General features: G+C 40.9%; 17 protein-coding genes and 1 pseudogene. 3 read left to right on the top strand and 15 right to left on the bottom strand.

The features are described 5' to 3' along the window. Positions 1-62: 62 nt before the first annotated feature. Together ppsA and FFM64_RS08965 are read right to left on the bottom strand one after the other, a co-directional pair. Positions 63-2,465 carry a phosphoenolpyruvate synthase gene (gene ppsA / locus FFM64_RS08970; RefSeq protein WP_137607676.1) on the bottom strand — a complete coding sequence of 801 codons (2,403 nt, stop codon included), beginning with the start codon at positions 2,463-2,465 and terminating at the stop codon, positions 63-65. A gap of 450 nt (positions 2,466-2,915) precedes the next feature. Further along, on the bottom strand, positions 2,916-3,404 hold the full coding sequence (locus FFM64_RS08965; RefSeq protein WP_137607675.1) for a hypothetical protein: 489 nt from the start codon (positions 3,402-3,404) through the stop codon (positions 2,916-2,918). Positions 3,405-4,173: 769 nt separating this feature from the next. On the opposite strand from FFM64_RS08965, the gene FFM64_RS08960 reads away from it, so the two are divergent. Next, on the top strand, positions 4,174-6,867 hold the full coding sequence (locus FFM64_RS08960; protein WP_171000360.1) for a MucBP domain-containing protein: 2,694 nt from the start codon (positions 4,174-4,176) through the stop codon (positions 6,865-6,867). 217 nt (positions 6,868-7,084) lie between these two features. On the opposite strand, the gene FFM64_RS08955 is transcribed toward FFM64_RS08960, so the two are convergent. Together FFM64_RS08955 and FFM64_RS08950 are read right to left on the bottom strand one after the other, a co-directional pair. Continuing rightward, complete coding sequence (locus FFM64_RS08955; protein WP_137607673.1) at positions 7,085-7,858, bottom strand: ABC transporter permease; 774 nt, start codon at positions 7,856-7,858, stop codon at positions 7,085-7,087. Positions 7,859-7,874: 16 nt separating this feature from the next. Continuing rightward, positions 7,875-8,810, bottom strand: coding sequence for an ATP-binding cassette domain-containing protein (locus FFM64_RS08950; RefSeq protein WP_137607672.1), 936 nt, complete (start codon positions 8,808-8,810; stop codon positions 7,875-7,877). 152 nt (positions 8,811-8,962) lie between these two features. Between FFM64_RS08950 and FFM64_RS08945 the strand changes: the two genes are divergently transcribed. Then, a complete protein-coding gene (locus FFM64_RS08945; protein ID WP_137607671.1) occupies positions 8,963-9,481 on the top strand; it encodes a MarR family winged helix-turn-helix transcriptional regulator in 519 nt (172 codons plus the stop codon). A gap of 331 nt (positions 9,482-9,812) precedes the next feature. Here the strand turns inward: FFM64_RS08945 and FFM64_RS08940 are convergent, their stop codons facing one another. Together FFM64_RS08940 and FFM64_RS08935 are read right to left on the bottom strand one after the other, a co-directional pair. Continuing rightward, entirely contained in the window at positions 9,813-10,331 is a 519-nt protein-coding gene (locus FFM64_RS08940; RefSeq protein WP_137607670.1) for a hypothetical protein, read from the bottom strand. 208 nt (positions 10,332-10,539) lie between these two features. Then, positions 10,540-11,193: an FMN-dependent NADH-azoreductase gene (locus tag FFM64_RS08935; RefSeq protein ID WP_137607669.1), complete on the bottom strand. Its 654-nt coding sequence runs from the start codon at positions 11,191-11,193 to the stop codon at positions 10,540-10,542. A 101-nt stretch (positions 11,194-11,294) separates the two neighbouring features. On the opposite strand from FFM64_RS08935, the gene FFM64_RS08930 reads away from it, so the two are divergent. Next, positions 11,295-12,224: a helix-turn-helix transcriptional regulator gene (locus tag FFM64_RS08930; protein ID WP_137607668.1), complete on the top strand. Its 930-nt coding sequence runs from the start codon at positions 11,295-11,297 to the stop codon at positions 12,222-12,224. A 390-nt stretch (positions 12,225-12,614) separates the two neighbouring features. Here the strand turns inward: FFM64_RS08930 and FFM64_RS08925 are convergent, their stop codons facing one another. The 9 genes and pseudogenes from FFM64_RS08925 to FFM64_RS08885 form a co-directional block, all read right to left on the bottom strand. Then, a complete protein-coding gene (locus FFM64_RS08925; protein ID WP_137607667.1) occupies positions 12,615-12,863 on the bottom strand; it encodes a hypothetical protein in 249 nt (82 codons plus the stop codon). A gap of 278 nt (positions 12,864-13,141) precedes the next feature. After that, positions 13,142-13,354, bottom strand: a pseudogene (locus FFM64_RS08920) (2,3-bisphosphoglycerate-dependent phosphoglycerate mutase); the annotation flags it as partial. Between the two features lie 176 nt (positions 13,355-13,530). Then, entirely contained in the window at positions 13,531-15,225 is a 1,695-nt protein-coding gene (locus tag FFM64_RS08915; RefSeq protein WP_137607666.1) for an ATP-dependent nuclease, read from the bottom strand. A gap of 95 nt (positions 15,226-15,320) precedes the next feature. Then, positions 15,321-15,659, bottom strand: coding sequence for a tyrosine-type recombinase/integrase (locus FFM64_RS12385; RefSeq protein ID WP_223876939.1), 339 nt, complete (start codon positions 15,657-15,659; stop codon positions 15,321-15,323). Between the two features lie 724 nt (positions 15,660-16,383). Continuing rightward, on the bottom strand, positions 16,384-16,629 hold the full coding sequence (locus FFM64_RS08905; RefSeq protein WP_137607665.1) for a hypothetical protein: 246 nt from the start codon (positions 16,627-16,629) through the stop codon (positions 16,384-16,386). 77 nt (positions 16,630-16,706) lie between these two features. Further along, positions 16,707-17,447 (bottom strand): hypothetical protein, encoded by a 741-nt coding sequence (locus FFM64_RS08900; RefSeq protein ID WP_137607664.1) that lies wholly within the window; start codon positions 17,445-17,447, stop codon positions 16,707-16,709. Between the two features lie 129 nt (positions 17,448-17,576). Beyond that, entirely contained in the window at positions 17,577-17,822 is a 246-nt protein-coding gene (locus tag FFM64_RS08895) for a hypothetical protein (protein ID WP_137607663.1), read from the bottom strand. Between the two features lie 132 nt (positions 17,823-17,954). Continuing rightward, positions 17,955-18,170: a hypothetical protein gene (locus FFM64_RS08890; RefSeq protein WP_137607662.1), complete on the bottom strand. Its 216-nt coding sequence runs from the start codon at positions 18,168-18,170 to the stop codon at positions 17,955-17,957. A 192-nt stretch (positions 18,171-18,362) separates the two neighbouring features. After that, complete coding sequence (locus FFM64_RS08885; RefSeq protein WP_137607661.1) at positions 18,363-19,055, bottom strand: 2,3-diphosphoglycerate-dependent phosphoglycerate mutase; 693 nt, start codon at positions 19,053-19,055, stop codon at positions 18,363-18,365. Positions 19,056-19,119: the final 64 nt, after the last annotated feature.

The following is a 19,119-nucleotide window of genomic DNA, read 5'->3' as shown; positions in this document are numbered from 1 at the left end:
AAAAATCGCAACCACCAGTTGGCAGATGCGATTCAAATTATGATTTATCTAATTTTTAAAGCTTATTCCCAATCATAGTCCGTTGGATCTTGTAGCCCACGTCCCGTAGCTTTGTCCAACATAATCCGTTGTTCAAAGTGAGCCACGTTGCGCTTCGTTTCCTTGACCATATCTGGGTTAACGGAAACGTAGTCAATGCCACTCTGAATCAAGAAGTTTGTGAAGTCAGGGAATTCAGACGGTGCTTGCCCACAAATTGAAACCGTCTTACCATCCTTATGCGCCGTCTTAATCAAGTGGCGAATCGCACGTTTAACCGCGAGATTCCGTTCGTCAAAGAGACTAGCAACCGTGTCATTATTCCGATCACAGCCCAAGAGCAACATCGTTAAGTCGTTCGAGCCAATCGAGTAACCATCAATGAACTGATTGAATTTGTCCGCTAAAATAATGTTTGATGGAATTTCAGCCATCATATAAACCTTGAAGTCCGCATTCCGAACCAGGCCTTCACCCTTCATGATATCAGTCACTTTTTGGGCTTCATCAACGGTCCGGACAAATGGAATCATGACGTTCAGATTCTTCAAACCAAATTCATTCCGAACTTTCTTGACGGCTGCTAATTCAAGTTTGAAGGCATTGATGTACTTCGGATCGTAATACCGTGAAGCACCCCGCCAGCCTAACAAATCAGCTGGTTCGTGCGGTTCAAACTTTTCGCCACCTTTGAGTTTCCGGTATTCACTCGACTTGAAGTCGGAGAGCCGTAACACAACTGGCCGTGGTGACATGGCCCGAGCAACCTTAGAGATGCCGTCCGCCAACATGTCGACCACCTTTTCTGGGTGACCTTCTTCAATCAAGTAGAGCGGATGCTCATGGATATAAGTGGTCCAGAGGAATTCCTCACGCATGAGCCCAATCCCGTCAGCTGGTAATGATGAATACTTTTCAGCTAAGTCTGGGTCGCCCAAATTCATCATGACACCAGTTGCAGTTGGTGCAAAGGTTTCAGCCGCAACGACTTGTCCACCAGCTGGCGTTGCTGGAGCGGCTTTTTTGAGCATACTTTCGATTTTACCTTGATAAACAACCCCATTTTTAGCATCAACCGTGACGATATCGCCGGTCTTTAAGACACTAGTTGCCGCAACATGCTTGCTTTCTGTCCCAACGATACATGGAATTTCCATTTCCCGTGAAACAATCGCCGCGTGACAGGTCATTCCACCATTATTCGTGACAATCGCAGCCGCTTTCTTCATTGCAGGAACCCAGTCAGGCGAGGTCATCAAGGTAACCAAGATTTCGCCTTGCTTGAACTTGTCGATATCTTTTGGACTATCGATAACATGCACAACCCCTGTTGCTAAACCGGGACTCGCTGGCAAGCCACGTACAACAACTTTTGCATCCGCTTCTGCAACCACGTTATCATCTCCAGTATCACTAGCTTTGCCTTTATTGCGTTGTGACCAAACGGTTTCTGGACGAGCTTGAACAATCCAAAGCCGATCAGTATTCACATCTAAAGCGTACTCCATATCCATGTAACAACCGTAGTGCTTTTCAATTTCCTTCGCATACCCAGCTAACTCAATGACCTGACTGTCCGTCAAAACTTGTTTATCTTGTAGTTCAGCGGGGACTGGTTGTTCTTTCGTCCCACCATTGGCTACCCGCATCAACTCAACTGGTTGTTTAACCACATTTCTTTCAACAATTTTAAGTGAAGCTTTGTCCACAACAAAGTGGTTAGGCGTCACTTTACCTAAAACGATGTATTCGCCTAAGCCACGAATCCCATCGATCACAATTTTAGAATCATCACCATTAGCAACATTAACAGAGAACATAATCCCTGAAGCCTTTGAGAAGACCATCATTTGAACGGCAGCTGACAAGGCAACTTTTTCATATGGGAACTGTTGCTTATGACGATAATAAGTCGCCCGATCTGTAAACAGTGACGAATAACATTGTTGAACTCGATTAACTACGTCAGCAGCACCTTTAATGTTTAAATAAGATTCCTGTTGACCAGCAAACGAGGCATTCGGTAAATCTTCGGCCGTTGCGGAGGAACGGATGGCGACAAAGGGATCGGATTGACCCATTTTATCGGCCAAATCAACGTAAGCTTTTTGAATATCGTTTGCTAAATCGGTTGGCATTGTGGCACCAACGATTAAGTTACGGATTTGTTCACAAGTTTTATGCAATTCGTCCGAATCTTCGTAGTCCACAATACCATTAAGTAACGCGTTAACTTTATCGTTTAACCCCGTCTTATCCATAAAATAACGATAAGCCCGGGCAGTGGTGGCGAAACCGTATGGTACCGGCACATCCATTGAAGAGGTCATTTCTCCCAACGAAGAAGACTTCCCACCAACTAAGCTAACATCCTCACGATGTAATTCATTAAACCATAAAACATTTGCTGTATCGCGACTACTCATGATATTACCTCCTTGAAACTCTCAACATCAAAATCAGCCAAACAAACCAAGCAATGGATCACTTTTGTTTACGCTTTTATTGTAGTTCAATCTTGCACAAAGTTCAAAGGCGTTTTTGAATTAAATCTTTACAAAATTAGTAAAATGTCTATATTTTCAGTACGTTAGCTAACTTTAAAATCGAATTTCGCTAAAAATAATATAGTTCACAAATGAACAATATCCTTATTGTTCTACCGAGTAACGATCACTACCTTCAGTAACAAAAAGAGAGTGGGACAAAAATCGGTCTGCTACCGAGCATAGCCTAGGAAGTCGAATGATTGGCATTTTCAATCGTTTGACTTTCGTAGCTCTGTTGCATTCGTGATCTTCTGTTCCACGTTTCGACTATAAATATTAGGAATGACAAAAATGAGCCTGGGGTATTGTCCCAGACTCTTGAATTTCTTATGAATTTAATTTGCTAGTTTGCTTCAACTGCTTATACGTTTCACGTGCTTGCTTAGTATCCTGTTTCATGGTTGGATAAGCTTTTTTGAGATCATGCGCACTAATGAAGAAGAAAATAATCGTGATGATTTCAATTGGAACAACAATTAGTCCAATCAGCGCAAAATAGCTATCCCCATTGCCGCCAGCCGACATATCGCTGAATAATACTGGCATTAGCACCAATGCAATGACATTTGCAATATACATTAGAATTGGCGCCACGTACTTCCGTTTTGACGCGAGTTTTAATTTGCTAGCGCCTACATGTGCAAAAATCGTTAAAACCAGTATCACCACGCCGATACTATTATTACTGTAACCAAAATAAGTCACAATCATAGTTCCAATAAAAAGAATAGGGATCGCTAGATAGTAACTATAAACCTGATAAGCCCTACTCTCAGCCTTCAACGTTTGTCGTGCAGTCTTCAAATCGGTTTTCATAGTCGTTCTCCTGAAAGAATTTTTTGTTAATTTTATAATATCATAACTAAAAACACTTTTGTAATGACATTAGCGTACTACGGTCACCTTTACAAAATACAGGTAAAAAAAGACATCAGACTACTCTTTATCAGACTTAATGATGCTGGCGTGGCACAAGTGCGCGCCTAGCATTACAACTATCGAAAACCCCGTTCTTAACTTTCCAACCAGTATATCAGGTTTTACTAATCAAATTAGTAATACCCAAGTGCTTTGTATTAAATATTTTGGAATTTCAATATCATTAAAACAAACATTTTAGGATGATTCCTTGCCAGTTTATACGCTTACCCAAAACAGGTTTATCATCACTTTTGACACTCTAATAATTAACTACCTAATCACAGATAAAAAATGGAACTTCAGGTACTCTGAAATTTTTTTGTTGACTCCGTCACTTAAGTCGTTCAATTGGACCCAAAATTCTGATCTAAGTAGTTTGCGACTGTTACTCTTTTGATTATTTTAAATTTTCAAACATAAATTTAAACATATTAACTATTAAATGGTGAATACGTCAAACGTTTATGATAATATAAAAAGTGAATGGAGTTCACTATTAATCGGTTCATCTTTAAACAAGTGATAAAGTCGACCCGGTTAATTTTATGCCGACCTAATTAAGTTAATCGCCAGTCAACAATATACGTGAATCCTAATTTAATCAAGTAACCCATTCTAATCATGTATTTGAGCAATCGTTTATTAATCCATGGGGGAAATAATTATGTCTACTCAAAAAGAGCATTTTCACATGTATAAGAAAGGTAAGTTGTGGCTTGTTGCCGGAATCACCACTTCAGTTCTGGCATTCGGCGCTTGGCACGATCAATTAGCCCAGGCCGCAACGACAACGTCAACTGATGAAAATCAGCCACAAACTAGCACCGTCACTGTCTCCACAACTGAAAAGGCCGTGACGCTTCGTCAGGAAGCCGCTCCCAATAAAGTAGTGACACCTGAGAGTCCCGCTGAACCCACAATCAACACACCGAAAACTGACACAAACACTATCACAGTCAGTGGTTCTAACAATCAGGGCTCACAATCAGCTTCAAAAAACGAGACAACTGTGCCAACTGGCAACGCTGTCGACAAGAAGGCTGTCACAACACCAAAACCCACTGAAGTGCCAACCACTGATACCACTAATGCAACAACTACCGCCGCAACTCCACAGCCAGTCAACGATACCCCGACAGCACCACAAAATACGGTCATCCGTCCGGCGGCGGTTCAATCTCGAGCAACCGTTCGAGTTGACGAGAATATTAATGACTGGATGCCCAATCAGACCTTACAGCAAATGGTATTAAGTAACTTAAACCGAAGTGACGCTGGTAAAACTTGGGCGAGTGTCAATGACATTACCAAGCAGGACTTATTATTCCTCAAGAAATTAGATGCTTCTGGTTTTTCTACTTATATTGATGGCAAAACCTCATTTTCACTAACTGGACTGGAATATGCGACTAATATCACCGATTTAAATTTATTGAACGATCTCAATACACCAAATGTACACTGGCAAGCTGATATTACCGACATCACGCCGTTGGCAGCATTAACAAACTTAACCAGACTACAATTAATTGGCCAACGGGTCTCAGATATTACGCCACTCGCTAACTTAAAACAGCTAGTTGATTTGAACTTAGCCAATAACCAAATTTCTGATTTTTCTTCTTTAAACGCGGCACAGTATACTAAATATTTCTACTACAGTGGCCAACTCATCTACCAAGATGTCGTTCGAGTGCCAACAACTGGTCAGTACAGCTTAACGAACCCAGTCAAGCCGCCAAAAGGTGTCACACTTAACTTACAGACTACTGGCAGTTTAAGCCGCATTGTCTTTGACGTTCCAGGCAACGATAAAAATCCAACTGCCCGACTTTATTACAGTGGTGCGTCCAATACGTTAACTGGCGATCAAATCAATTATCAAGTTACTTACAATCAAATTATGCCTGGCCCAACTGTTAGTCCATATCCTAACATGTTTTCAGTGATCCAAAATCCGTATACCTATTACTTAGTTTCCGCGCTTAAAGACAGCGCCGGTAATGAAATTGCGGATATTTTCACGCCCTACATTATTGTCAATTATGCTAAAGATGTGACCGTCAAGTATGTTGATACTGATAACAAACCTTTAGCTGAAGACACGATTCTATCTGGTCTTGAGGGTGACGCTTATCAAGCACCAGTCAAATCTATCGCTGGGTATCATTTACGAAACACCCCAGAAAACGCAACTGGAACCTTTTCGGATACAGCACAAACCGTCACTTTTGTTTATGATATGACAACTTCAACCGTCACGGTGCATTATCAAGATAAGGCTGGCAATACGATTCAAGCGGATACACAAACCACGGCACAAGTTGGTACGGACTATCAATTTGAGGCGCCAACCTTGCTTGGTTATAAGTACAGTTCAACAACTGGTAACGCTACTGGAACGTACACTGAAGATCCAATTGAGATCACCTTTATTTATGACGAAGTGAACTCAACCGTCACCACACATTATCAAGATACGACGGGTAAAACAATTCAGGCAGACACGCAAACAACTGGTCGAGTCGGCACGAACTATCAAACCAAAGCACCAACAATCTTGGGTTATAACTATCATTCAACGACCAGTAATGCCACCGGGACCTATACCGAGGACCCTATTGACGTAACCTTTATTTACGATATTGCTACAGCCAATGTCACAGTTCAATATCAAGATGAAAACGGCCAAACATTACAGCCCAACGATGTTCATACTGGTCAAGTCGGCACAGACTACACGCTAACTGCGCCGAAAATTGCGGGTCACACTTATCAATCCACAGTCGGTTCAGCTAGTGGTCAATATGCTGAAAACAATGCCACAGTCATCTTCATCTATCGTAAAGATGCTGTGACCCCACCAGTAACGCCAGCAACTACGGGACGAGTCATCGTCACTCACGTTGATGAAGACGGGATTCAAATCGCCCCTGCAACTGTTCTCACAGGACAAGTCGGGACCGCCTATCGCACACAAGCCTTGAACGACTCCGACACTTATCGGCTGAAAAAGGCACCGACTAATGCCAGTGGGACTTTTGATAAAGATGACGTCCAAGTCATTTATGTTTACGAGACCATCACTACGGACGATGACAAGATTAACCCTGGACAGCCTGATCCAGAAACACCAACTAAACCAACGACGACAGTTCCAGGAACCGATAACCAGTCCCAAGGTGACCTGATTCATTTAACGGCACCGCAACCGGTCGAAAAATTAGTCCCAGTTTCAACTTCAAAGAGCGCAACTTTACCAAAGACCAATGAACGCCGTGGTAGCTCACTACTTGGATTTGCCCTATTCGGCAGTCTAATCGCTTGGGCCGGCGCAATTCATCGGCGAAAGAACTAATCATCATTCGGAACAAACTAAAAGAAACAGCCATCGAAAAAATGATGGCTGTTTCTTTTAGTTTAAATTCAACTTTGCGTACGTTGTTTTAAATACACTTGCTTCATAAAGTAAAACTAAGTCAGAAAACTGTACTGCTTAGGCTCGTCATTTAAGCTTCTATGAGACCGATGCACTTTTTTAGCTCGACCGTCTGTCACTCTAACCAACACTCACGCTAATTACGGTCGTACGCCCAAACCGTAAGTGGCGCAAAGATTGCTACAATCAAAATATCAAAACCTAAAACCAACAAGGCTTCGTGAGTCCAACTCCCCGTTGCCAAGATTTGACGAATCGCGGTAATCACATAAGTCACGGGATTCAAGTGGGCAATGACCTGTAACGGTTTCGTCAGTGACTTTAACGGTACAAAAGCATTCGACATGAACGACAAAACAAGCATTGTAATCAATGAAAAGCTCTGAACGGCGCCGGCACTCTTAGCTAATAACCCCACTAACGCAAACAGCCATGACAAGGCCCATCCCGTTAAAATGGCTAACAACCCGATGACAATGATCCAACCAAAGCCAACCGTCGGACGCCAACCCATGAGATAACCCGTCGTCAACGACGTGATTGTCGCGATGATCAAGCGTAAAATATCGCCAAAGAGCTGGCCAGCAAGTGGGGCAATGTGCGCCATCGGTAAAGATTTGAACCGGTCGAAAACCCCTGAATCAAGATCCTCTCTAATTTGTGACCCGGAACCAGAGGACGCTGACAACATCGTTTGAATCAAAATTCCGGGAACAATCGTCGGTAGATACGCGTGTACCCCGCCAGCAATCGCGCCGCCAAATAAGTAGCCAAACATTAGCATAAACATCACCGGTTGCACAATCACGTCCATAAATTGATCAGGATTGTGCACGGTTTTCAATAAGTTGCGATAAGCCATCGTTGCGGTATTCATTAAAACATTACCTCTGTGTGTTTGTACTTCCATCTTGCAGACCCCTTTCTTAATTCTTGCCGACAGTCAACGCCATAAAGACATCATCTAGCGACGGTTCTTGCACCGATAGTTGACTGATTGTAATCTTAGCTTGAGTTAGTGCCGTCAAAATTGGCGTCAGTTGCGCGAGCTGTTTCAAACTAACGCGCAATTGCTGACCAGTTTGCTGAACGGCCCCAGACACTTGCGCGGCCAATAGTTTCACTGCGGCAGCCACTTCTGTCTGCTCATTGACCGTAAAGGCTAACTTTGTCCCACCAACTTGTTGCTTTAATTCCGCTGGTGTCCCCATTTTCACTACTTTACCGTGATCGATGACGGCGAGTCGATCTGCTAAGGCATCCGCCTCGTCAAGATATTGCGTGGTCAGCACAACCGTTGACCCTTGCTGGACTAACTGGCGAATCGTGGTCCACATCTGCGTGCGCGTCCGTGGATCTAGGCCAGTCGTTGGTTCATCTAGGAAAATAAGTGCTGGCCGAGTAATCAAGCTAACGGCTAAGTCCAGCCGACGCCGCATTCCACCTGAGAAATTCTTCAACGCTTTATCCGCCGAATGTTCTAATGAAAATTCTGTCAGTAATTCGGTTGTTCGTTGCTTAGCGGCCTGACGTGAAAGCCCATTTAAACGGGCGAAAATCATCAAATTCTGCCGCGCCGAAAGTCCTTCATCTACGGAAGCATATTGGCCCGTCAACCCGAACATCGACCGCGCCAATCGTCCTTCTTTGACCGTATCGTGACCGAAGATTTTAACTTGGCCCGCATCGGCCTTCAGTAACGTCGTTATCATCCGTAGCGTCGTCGTTTTACCCGCACCGTTGGGACCCAAGAGACCGAAAACTTCACCCGGTTGTACCTCAAACGAAATATCATCAACGACCGTCTTATTGCCAAATTTTTTAGTTAAATGACTCACTTCAATTGCTTTCACTGTTGTCATAGCAATGCCCTCTTGCGCTTTATTTTTAATCAGGTCCCCCTGAACAAAATATATCATAAGGCCCCCTGATTAATTTGTCAACAACTTCGGCAAAATTCTGGATGCCATTTCAAAACATTGTCAGGTATAATGGCTGTATGGAGGCGATTCTGATGCCTAATTTAGTTAAACAAAAAAACGCGGCTGGTAAATTGATCGAATTCAATATGGTCAAGCACACCGCCGATGAAATCTATCACCGCACGCACGCGGACAAGGGTGAACACCAATCACTATTTCAAGGCCAAGGTAAAATTCTGTTGGCGCTCTCCCAAACCGACGGGCTCTCACAAAAAGATCTCGCGACTAGCTTGAACCTAACGGCGCAGTCCACCGCCGAATTTGTGAATAAACTGGTCAAAAAGCATTTAGTGACTAAAGAAAAGTCGACAACTGATCGCCGCAAGACAATCATTCGCCTGACCGACGCCGGCCGAAAAAGTGCCGGCAAAGAATCGGCAAAAGTCCCAGCCTACTTAAAAGGCTTGAGCGACACCGAGCTAGACCAGTTAGCCACTATTTTGACAAAAATGAATGACAGCCTATATGACGAAATCAGTACCGCCAATCCAACCTGGTACAGCAATTTTCGTAACAGCATTACAGACCGGTTGCGCGACTGGTTTCTTTGAAACGATTGTCGCCAAAAACACGGTTCATCCTGATAAGGGACGGACCGTGTTTTTTAGCATCTATGTAGTACGATGTATTTATTTTATTTTGAAAGACATTCCAATTCATTGATTCAGCTCTACAATACTAGCTCACACTGAATAAGTCTTGTTACCTCGCAAAAAAGCTCTCGAATTTTACAATCCGAGAGCTAATCACCTCACAACGCAATTGTCAGGATTTTCGAACATACCCGACCATGGGTAACGTCTACCTGTTAATAATAACATGGTTGGTCCTCGTTTGAAAGCTGAATCTCGTTACTGCCACACTAATAATGACAAAGTCCGGTTACCGCGAACGTCGAGAGGCCTGAGTGTACCCAGCCGCTTGGGCTGCCGCCTCATTTTCAAAAGGAACCGCATTATGTGGCCGGAAGCCACGGTAATTTTGTGCAGGGGTATAGTATCGCTTAGTCCGCCGGCTTCCCCAAACCCGCTGATCACCAGCAGTCGACGCCCCTGACCGACTCGGGATTTGAATGGGTGCGGGCTGCGACTGACTAGATGCCATGCTAGCTGACTCCTGCGTGCTTGATGCGGTCGCACTAGAAGCAGCACTTGCTGAACTAGCACTCGAACTACTAGCCTGACTCTTAGCTGACTGACTACTCTCACTGCTGGATTCTCGCTTGGATGATTCTGTTTCTGCTTTACTAGATGCTGATGATGAACTAGTAGCAGACTCTGCCACGGAACTGCTCGTTGCATAGTCAGCGCTTGACGACTTGTTTTCAATACTACATCCCACTAAAACAGTCCCCATTGTGACTAACAATAATCCCAAACTAATCAACTTTACGCTTTTCAAATCAGATCTCCCCCAATAATTATCTTTTCATGATTTTTACCACGATAATTATTAGTTACGCATTTTATCCGGATTTCATTTTTAATCTCAAAAATTTTTCTGATAAGACTGACTTTTCTTTCATACTTTTACTATCGAGTAAAACTTCCGACTCCACATAAATCTTATGCCACACTATAAATGTCAGCACCGTCCAGAATAAAACCAATTAAAGCTGTTGATAAAATTCAAGAAACGCCGCCGTCAACTCAGCATGCCCAGCTTTAACCGCCTGGCTAATATCGACGCCTTGTGTCTGGGTACCTTGAATCCGAACCATGTAAAAGGCATCAAAGCCCATAATTTCAGTAAACATTTTATCCAAATACAGCCGTGAAAATTCCATCGGCGTGTAGCGGTCATTCCGAGTATAAATAGCGCCGCTAGCCTGTAACAACATTACTTTGTAATTGTCCGTCATTAAACCAATTGAGCCAGCTTCCGTGTACCGAAATGTTTCGCGTGCGACTAAAATATTATCCATATAATCCTTTAACTTCGACGTCACGTTAAAGTTATGCAGCGGCGTTGCAATGACAATACGGTGATGTGCTTTAAACTGGGCCAGTAACCGCTGATTAACCTCATAAATATGTTGTTCTGCAGCACTCAAGCTAACATGCACTGTTTGCTTTTCCCACACACCCAGCAATTCTGCAGTCGTGACTTGCGGAATTTCAGTATCGTATAGGTTCAAAACGTCGACGGTCTCGTTCGGAAAAGCGGTCCGAAACTGGGCCAAAAAGTCTTGTGCCATTTGAACAGAATAGTGGGCGGCGTTACGAAAATCAGGGTGCGCATTAATCAATAAAGTTTTCATCATTAGTTAGTCCTCATTTCTTTTATCTTTCAACAAGGTCTATACTAAGCGTCAAAGGTGCCAATCATCGTCACCATTGAAAACTTTTTGTGGAGGAATTTCAAATGGACCGTTCTGAACGTTTAAACCAAGAGTTAATTTTCTTGAGCTACAAAAATGAGTTCCACGTCAACGACTTAATGACCGCTTTTAACATTTCAAAACGTACTGCCCTGCGTGATATTCAATCCTTAGAACAGTTAGGACTTACCTTTTACGTTGAACCCGGCCGTTACGGCGGCTATAAGCTGACCAAACGCCAACTGTGGGTTCCCGTATTATTAAATATTCAAGAAATCAACGCCCTCTTTTTTGCCATCAAAGCGCTAAGTCTACTATCAGCGATCCCCTTCGAAAAATCCTACACCACGATTTATCAAAAGCTCATGGCCACCTTACCTCTGGCTGAGCAACAAAAAGTGACCCGATTGCAAGAAGTCGTCAATTACTATACAATTCCTAATCTCGATGGGCCCAAACTTTTGCGGCCACTGTTAAACGCCATTTTGAATGAAACGGTAGTCGCGCTACAGCTGAAAGCCACCAAAACGCCACAACGATTTCAGCTATTCGATCTGCTTTTCCGTAACGGTGTCTGGTTCGTCAGTGGCGTGAATCTCACGACGCAACACTGGGAAATCATTCGTTGCGATACGGTGACTGCGCTCACCGATACTGAGCAACCGGCCCAGCTTAGTTATGAGGATCTTAAACAACGCCAAATAGCCTATGACCAACAACATCATAATATTGCATATCGGTGCAAGCTCACCCCGCGTGGTCGTGAAATCGTGCAGCGTAACCACTATACGAACATGCAGCTTGAATGCATTGATGGTCAGGACTATTTGTTCGGTGGCTACAACCAAGATGAGTACGACTATATGATTCAATATTTATTGTCCCTCGGAACCAATGTCCAAATTTTAGCGCCTAAAGCTTTGCAAACCGGGTATTTAGCGGCAATTGATACGATCAGGGGCATGTACCACTGAAAAGGTGCAACCCATAATTACATTTGGCTCAGTAAGCATCCCATTTAGGACTACAATACGAATCGCTAATCCTAGCTTGAGGGAACTTTCTGCTTCATTTAATTAATGTTGCGCTTCAATTGTAAATTCGTCGTACTAAAAAAGAAATGGTGTTACCCATCCCTTCCAAATTAATCTGTTTACTTAGCAACTTCATGATTTTCATTCAGCATATATTAGAATTCAATCGTCTTTACTGGTTTCTCGGCTTATTCAAGCTTATCTCGACAGTCATAGATTCTACACTTTATAAAGTCATTGCAAAGTATACCAGCTTTCAAATTAATATTGATAGTCTTCATATGCATCAAAAAAAGAGATAGCAACAGCCATCCCTTCAACTCGTTCTATTTACTTAGCAACTTCATGATTTTCATCCAACATATACTGGAATTCAATCGTCCCAGCTAACAAGTCTGCTTTAAACAAGCCTTGTGTTCCGTTATTCTCATCTGACATCACGACGAAGTAACTAGCCCCTTCGTCAACGACATGTTGGAAACTGACGTATTCGCCCTTAAAACCGTTCTTGCGAAACAAGCCAATAATCCGGATCATTTCGCGTTGTGTAACTTCGTTTGCATTTGTTGCTTCACTCATGTATTCAAATACCCCTATCAATTCTTGTCTTCTTATTCAATCGCTTACGCTTCGCATTCCCGCGGATGCTACGGGGGCTCACGGGTACCTATTTCAGTCAACTCCATGCGTCCCTAAATCTTAATTGCTAGTGCCCATTTAGCGTCCACTAGCGTCCGAATTTGTCATTAATTGCCAAACTTATCCTAAGTTATCTCAACTTAGCCGAATTTTGGGCCATAAAAAAGCGCCCCCCACTAAGCGGGCGCTTCTTATAAAATCAGTAAATAATCGGCTGATTATTTGCCTAACTTCTCTTTGCCTAAGACGTTCAATTTTTCATCGAAGTCATAAACAACTGGTTCACCAGTAGCCATTTCCAAGTTCATGATATCATCATCAGAGATGTTTTCAATGTACTTGCTTAAGGCACGTAATGAGTTACCATGGGCTGCGATGATGACGTTCTTACCATCAAGCAACTTAGGAGCAATTTGGTCTTCCCAGAAAGGAGAGCCTTAATATACCTCTAACCATTGCTACTACAGCATATCCAAGCATTAGTCAGAAATTAGTAGTGTCCATTATTAGTCAAGCTCATCATACAAAACCTTAAGTTAACGGGATTTATAACATAAATATTAGAATTTGGTTTTTTAATTTTTATTCAGGAAACAGCAAATATCCACTAAATTTTATTCCAAATAGTAATAGTATCCAATAATTTTTGCATTTGTCGACGCAAATCTAAAACATCTAAATCCGCATCACTAAATAGTGACACAATCTTACGCGAGTTTCCGACTTTATTACTTGTATATTGTTTTCCTTGAAAGGCAGACTGCCGTTGTTTATATTTTTCATCTAGATATTCGTTAATCTTAGCGTATTGTTCTAACTCTAAATTTGAATTATTTTTCCCAAAATATTGTGAAAGAACACGTGGTGACAAATAGTTTTCAATTTCTTTACCCATTGTAATCCAAACAAATTTGCCAGCATCTTCGAATTCCCTTTTCACCCTATTCTTGGTTACATTTATTCTTTTACCTTTACTCGTTCTATCACTATCCATAATAATAGCAGAGTTATGATTAGCCAATAATAACGAAATCAGCTCATTTTTAGGAGTTCCTGACAGGTGTGCAAGGAGCCTTCCACCATAAAACATTATTTGATAATGCTTATTTTCAATAATTTTTCCACCAGATAACAACTTTAGCCATGCATTCAAATAAACTCGATCTGAAGGGCCCTCAACCCAAATAATGCCATTTGATTGTAGCAAGTCACTACCGTGAACACCTAGATCCTGCAAAATATCATCGTTTTGTCTAAAACTAACTGCAGGTGTTGCTACAACTCCCCCGTTAGCCTTATGAACATGTATAATTTGTGCTTTATCATCTGAGATACACATATCGATAGGAATATTAGAATGTGAAGTTAAGAATAGATATACATTATTGTCTTTGATCCATTTAAAAATAAATCTAAACAAACTTCGCTGTATGGCAGGATGTAAATTATTTTCTAACTCCTCAAAAACATACACCGATCCCTTTTTGACCAAAAATAGCTTTACTAATACCAATAAGATTGTTCGTAATCCACTACCAGAATCAGATAATGCTATTTGTCCCTTATCCTTCTCAGTCAAGAACGTTTCCCAATGCGGATTATCTTCTTCATCTATTTCCTGAGAAACGATATCTGAGAAAAAATCTTCACCCTGCATTATCGTATTTAAAGCATTTAGCAAATCTTTTTGAACACGATTACTATCTAACTTAGACTTATTTAAATAGGCTCTTATTACATTAGTCGCGCCACTTCCATCTGACAATACACTCATTTCATTTTGTGCAACTTCAGGAATCATGTTCCTATCAGCAGACAACCTTACGATAGTCTGATTCACTTCATCCATAACAGAACCACTAATTAGATAGGTCCATTCATCAATCCCTTGCTCTGGAGTTTTAAAATCATTCAAATTATCCCGTGACTCGCTCACCTGCACATTTTTTACAGACACACCGCGTGACTGATTAAAAATCAACTCTCCTCTTACCATATATCCTACAAATTGTTTACCATACCTCCAGTGATTACCATATATATCACCACCACCAGTTCTACTGCTAAAAAATTTTTCAATTCTCTTTTTACTTGCAGTACATGTTATCCGCACAACATCAGCTTGTTTTCCCCATTTATTGAATAAATCTCTAGTCGATAGACTTGTAATCATTTGTAATAAGCTAGATTTACCAATGTTATTTTTCCCAATTATTAAATTAATCGGATAAATTTCTTCAAATCCACTCATCGATTCCTTTGAAAAATTTTTATAGCCATTAAAGGTCAATGATTCAATCATTCAAATGCCCCCTGATCACTGTTATATACAGTAATCATACAATATTAACAAAAAAAAGATAGGTCACTGGCCAATAATGGCCTATCTTTCAATAATTACTCTGCTATCACCTTTGCAACTTTACCAGCTTCCACCTCTACCTGTTCGGGCAACAGCCCAATATAGTATTTCTGCGTCATCAAAACACTAGCATGCCCAAGATACTTTGAAACATAACTCAACGAGATATCCTTGCTTCCGACCATCAAGCTTGCTAACATATGCCTAAGCGTATGCATACTGAACTTTGGTTCCACTCCTAACTTTTTTTGAACTTGATGATATGCTGTATTGATTGAACTAGAACGGGGCAATCGGCCTTCTTTATTCCACAATAGAAAATGGTCCGGGTTGCTTACACCATTTCTAAATAGAGCTTGCCGATGATACCTCACCCACTAATCTAATATGCTAACTACTCGAGGAGGTAGCGTCTTATGAAGAAAATCGATGTCATCATACTTAAGTGCTAAACATTCACCGACACGCAGTCCAGATTGCGATATTATCAGTAATGCCAACCGATCTACATCCGTCAATTTATAATGATAGCTTAGCAAAAAGTTCCTAATCTTCTTGAAATCAGCAATCGCCATAAATTTCTTATCATCTGATTTAGTCCTCATAGGGTCTGAAAATATTTGTAATGTTTCAACTGCTGGATTATGTGCCTATGAGGCTGAACATTTTAGAGGAAAAGATCAATTTATGCTAGATATCTTTTATCAACAACCATCGATCTGGTCAACATAATTGGGGAATATTTTTTGAAAGCCTAAAACATTTTATGCGCGTGTTTAAATAACATACTGGAACTGTGCTGAGCAAATATCGAAAATATACTCTCTAGTGCAAGGCTGAGCTTGGTACAAATACACTACGTTGAATCTTAAGCGAGATTCTGGAAAAATTTTAAATTGGCGATTGACTTCCAGCTTGAGCTACCAGCGTTATTTGGCAATCACCAATATTCGGAGTCGCAATGCTAACTTCAACCTCAATTTAAGTATAGTAAAAGAGGCATCAAAATTGTAACGACAATCTTGATACCTCTGACTTTAGGTTGTTTGACAGAGAACCAGAAGAGGTGACGTTAACCACCTTTTCAACTAGTTCTATTTACTTAGCAACTTCATGATTTTCATCCAACATATATTGGAATTCAATCGTCCCAGCTAACAAGTCGGCTTTAAATAAGCCTTGAGTTCCATTGTTTTCATCTGACATCACAACGAAGTAACTAGCCCCTTCGTCAACGACGTGCTGGAAACCCACGTATTCGCCTTTAAACCCATTCTTACGGAACAACCCAATGATCCGGATCATTTCGCGTTGTGTGACTTCATTTGCTACTGTTTCACTCATGTACTCAAATACCCCTATACATCTGAATCCTATTACAAAAAAATTTAATCATTCTGCATTTTACCAATAATATACTCTTAAATTAAAAGTAGTAGAACTATCGTTGGCACCCATGCCAATACATGAGTCCATATGTTACTTTTTTTGAAAAAATAATAAGTATTAAGAATTGAAATATTATAAAAAAGCTTAAGATACCAAAACAGTGATATTACATAAGCAATTAAAATAAATGTTGGAACATTCTCGCTACTCAACCTCATGCTTAACCATGCAATACCAAATGGGACCAGAGTCCACAAAATAGCGGCAACTATTCTTAGTGGAATAAGTATAGAAATTTCATGCTCTTGCTTTTGAATCCACGGCTTTCTAAAAAACCAATAATTGATTAGTAAAACAAAAGAGAAAATCGATACACATCTTATAAACAATATTAATGACTTCCGTGCAATATATTCTTTGTGCATTAGATCAAGGCCAGTTATTGTAAATTTTCCGGACTGATAAAAGAGCGGCATAAATGTAACTATCAGGAACACTATAAAAATAACAATAAAAAAATAGCCATGTTGTTCTTTATTTCTCCGCCATTCTTTATCATTAGATTCACTACTACCCGTTGAAATGATAGTTTGTGCAATACTCATATTACCGGTGTTATTGTTTCCATTAACATTATTAGTATTGAAGTTGTTACTTCTTATTTCATTTTGAATTACTCTATCATTTTTCCTTGCATGTGTAACTTGAAGAAAACCAATAATAGCTGTTAATAATTCTAATATCCCTGAAAAATGAGTCATTATAAAATTCATACTATCCCCCCAAAACCAAATATAGATAATACCATATCTTCAACTACAAATATTACTTTAGAATTATCCCGAAAAATCAGGGTTTCCTTCCTAACTACATTACTGTTTTTTTAAACTGTTCAATTCCATTTACTTAGCTACTGCGTGATTCTCATCCAACATATATTGGAATTCAATCGTCCCAGCTAACAAATCAGCTTTAAATAAGCCCTGCGTCCCATTATTTTCATCAGACATGACAACGAAGTAACTAGCCCCTTCATCAACAACATGTTGGAAACTCACGTATTCACCTTTAAAACCATTCTTACGGAACAGCCCAATAATCCGGATCATTTCGCGTTGTGTGACTTCGTTTGCTGCTGTTTCACTCATGTATTCAAATACCCCTTATCAATTCTCTTTGTCTTAATCTTATGCCAACTCTCGTAGGAGATGTGGGAGGTCCCGGAGAGTCATTTTCAACTCATGCTCGAGTATCTCTAAATCTTAATGGCTAGTGCCCATTTAGCGTCCACTAGCTGCTTTCAACTCCGCTAACTTATCTTCAATCAACTGATTAGCAATCCCAAAAGCTTTCAATCGACGTTTAGCCAGTGTCAATTGAGACTTATACCGTGATGGATCATCCTTAGCTTCAAAAGTCTTCACAACTTCACGAATCTTATGCAAGGTTGAATCAATTTGCCGTTTGGCTTCTAATAATTCTGCTTCATCATACATGTAAAGTCCTCCTTGATTTTCAGAAAGTTAACAAACTAAATTGAAAGTAGTAGTGTCCATTTAGCGTCCGTTTGTTGTCACAAATTGCCAAACTCACCCTAAGTTATCGCAACTTAGCCGAATTTAGAGCCATAAAAAAGCGCCCCCCACAAGTGCGGGCGCTTCTTCTAAAATCAGTAAATAATTAGCTAATTATTTGCCTAACTTTTCTTTGCCTAAGACATTCAACTTTTCGTCGAAATCATAGACAACTGGTTCACCAGTAGCCATTTCAAGATTCATAATATCATCGTCAGAAATCTGTTCGATGTATTTTGAAAGGGCACGTAATGAGTTACCATGGGCTGCGATGATGACGTTCTTACCATCGAGCAACTTTGGAGCAATTTGGTCTTCCCAGAAAGGCATAACCCGTTCCAAAGTAACCTTCAAGTTTTCGCCACCAGGGACGATGTTAGGGTCTAAGTCAGCATAACGACGATCGTTAACAGCTGAACCTTCATCATCAGCACTCAATAATGGAGGTAAAACGTCATATGAACGACGCCAGATATGAACTTGGTCGTCACCGTATTTTTCAGCGGTTTCCTTCTTGTTCAAACCTTGTAATGCGCCATAATGACGTTCGTTTAAGCGCCAAGTCTTGGTTTCAGGAATCCAAAGTTGGTCAGATTCTTCCAAAACGTAGTGCAATGTCTTGATGGCACGAGTCAAAACTGAAGTAAAGGCATAATCAAACTTCAAGCCAGCTTCGGCAACTTTCTTACCAGCAGCTTTAGCTTCTTCAACACCCTTTTCACTTAAATCAACGTCAACCCAACCCGTAAATTGGTTTGACAGGTTCCATTCACTTTGACCGTGACGAATCAATACTAATTTTGCCATAGCAGTTAATGACCTCTTTCATTTATTATTTACTTCACTTATTTTACACTGAAACGCCGAAAAA

The organism is Lactiplantibacillus daoliensis (genome assembly GCF_005405005.1).
Lineage (GTDB): Bacteria > Bacillota > Bacilli > Lactobacillales > Lactobacillaceae > Lactiplantibacillus > Lactiplantibacillus daoliensis.
The sequence above is the reverse complement of the archived record's forward strand: the minus strand, read 5'-3'. Positions and strand labels throughout refer to the sequence as shown.

Bases quoted from the DNA above. Each gene is read 5' to 3' on its own strand.
- FFM64_RS08960 (WP_171000360.1), top strand. From the start codon at position 4,174: ATGTCTACTCAAAAAGAGCATTTTCACATGTATAAGAAAGGTAAGTTG.
- FFM64_RS08895 (WP_137607663.1), bottom strand. From the start codon at position 17,822: ATGAGTGAAACAGCAGCAAACGAAGTCACACAACGCGAAATGATCCGG.
- FFM64_RS08965 (WP_137607675.1), bottom strand. From the start codon at position 3,404: ATGAAAACCGATTTGAAGACTGCACGACAAACGTTGAAGGCTGAGAGT.
- FFM64_RS08890 (WP_137607662.1), bottom strand. From the start codon at position 18,170: ATGTATGATGAAGCAGAATTATTAGAAGCCAAACGGCAAATTGATTCA.
- FFM64_RS08955 (WP_137607673.1), bottom strand. From the start codon at position 7,858: ATGGAAGTACAAACACACAGAGGTAATGTTTTAATGAATACCGCAACG.
- FFM64_RS08950 (WP_137607672.1), bottom strand. From the start codon at position 8,810: ATGACAACAGTGAAAGCAATTGAAGTGAGTCATTTAACTAAAAAATTT.
- FFM64_RS08900 (WP_137607664.1), bottom strand. From the start codon at position 17,447: ATGAATTTTATAATGACTCATTTTTCAGGGATATTAGAATTATTAACA.
- FFM64_RS08935 (WP_137607669.1), bottom strand. From the start codon at position 11,193: ATGATGAAAACTTTATTGATTAATGCGCACCCTGATTTTCGTAACGCC.
- FFM64_RS08945 (WP_137607671.1), top strand. From the start codon at position 8,963: ATGCCTAATTTAGTTAAACAAAAAAACGCGGCTGGTAAATTGATCGAA.
- FFM64_RS08905 (WP_137607665.1), bottom strand. From the start codon at position 16,629: ATGAGTGAAACAGTAGCAAATGAAGTCACACAACGCGAAATGATCCGG.
- FFM64_RS08885 (WP_137607661.1), bottom strand. From the start codon at position 19,055: ATGGCAAAATTAGTATTGATTCGTCACGGTCAAAGTGAATGGAACCTG.
- FFM64_RS08925 (WP_137607667.1), bottom strand. From the start codon at position 12,863: ATGAGTGAAGCAACAAATGCAAACGAAGTTACACAACGCGAAATGATC.
- ppsA (WP_137607676.1), bottom strand. From the start codon at position 2,465: ATGAGTAGTCGCGATACAGCAAATGTTTTATGGTTTAATGAATTACAT.
- FFM64_RS08930 (WP_137607668.1), top strand. From the start codon at position 11,295: ATGGACCGTTCTGAACGTTTAAACCAAGAGTTAATTTTCTTGAGCTAC.
- FFM64_RS08915 (WP_137607666.1), bottom strand. From the start codon at position 15,225: ATGATTGAATCATTGACCTTTAATGGCTATAAAAATTTTTCAAAGGAA.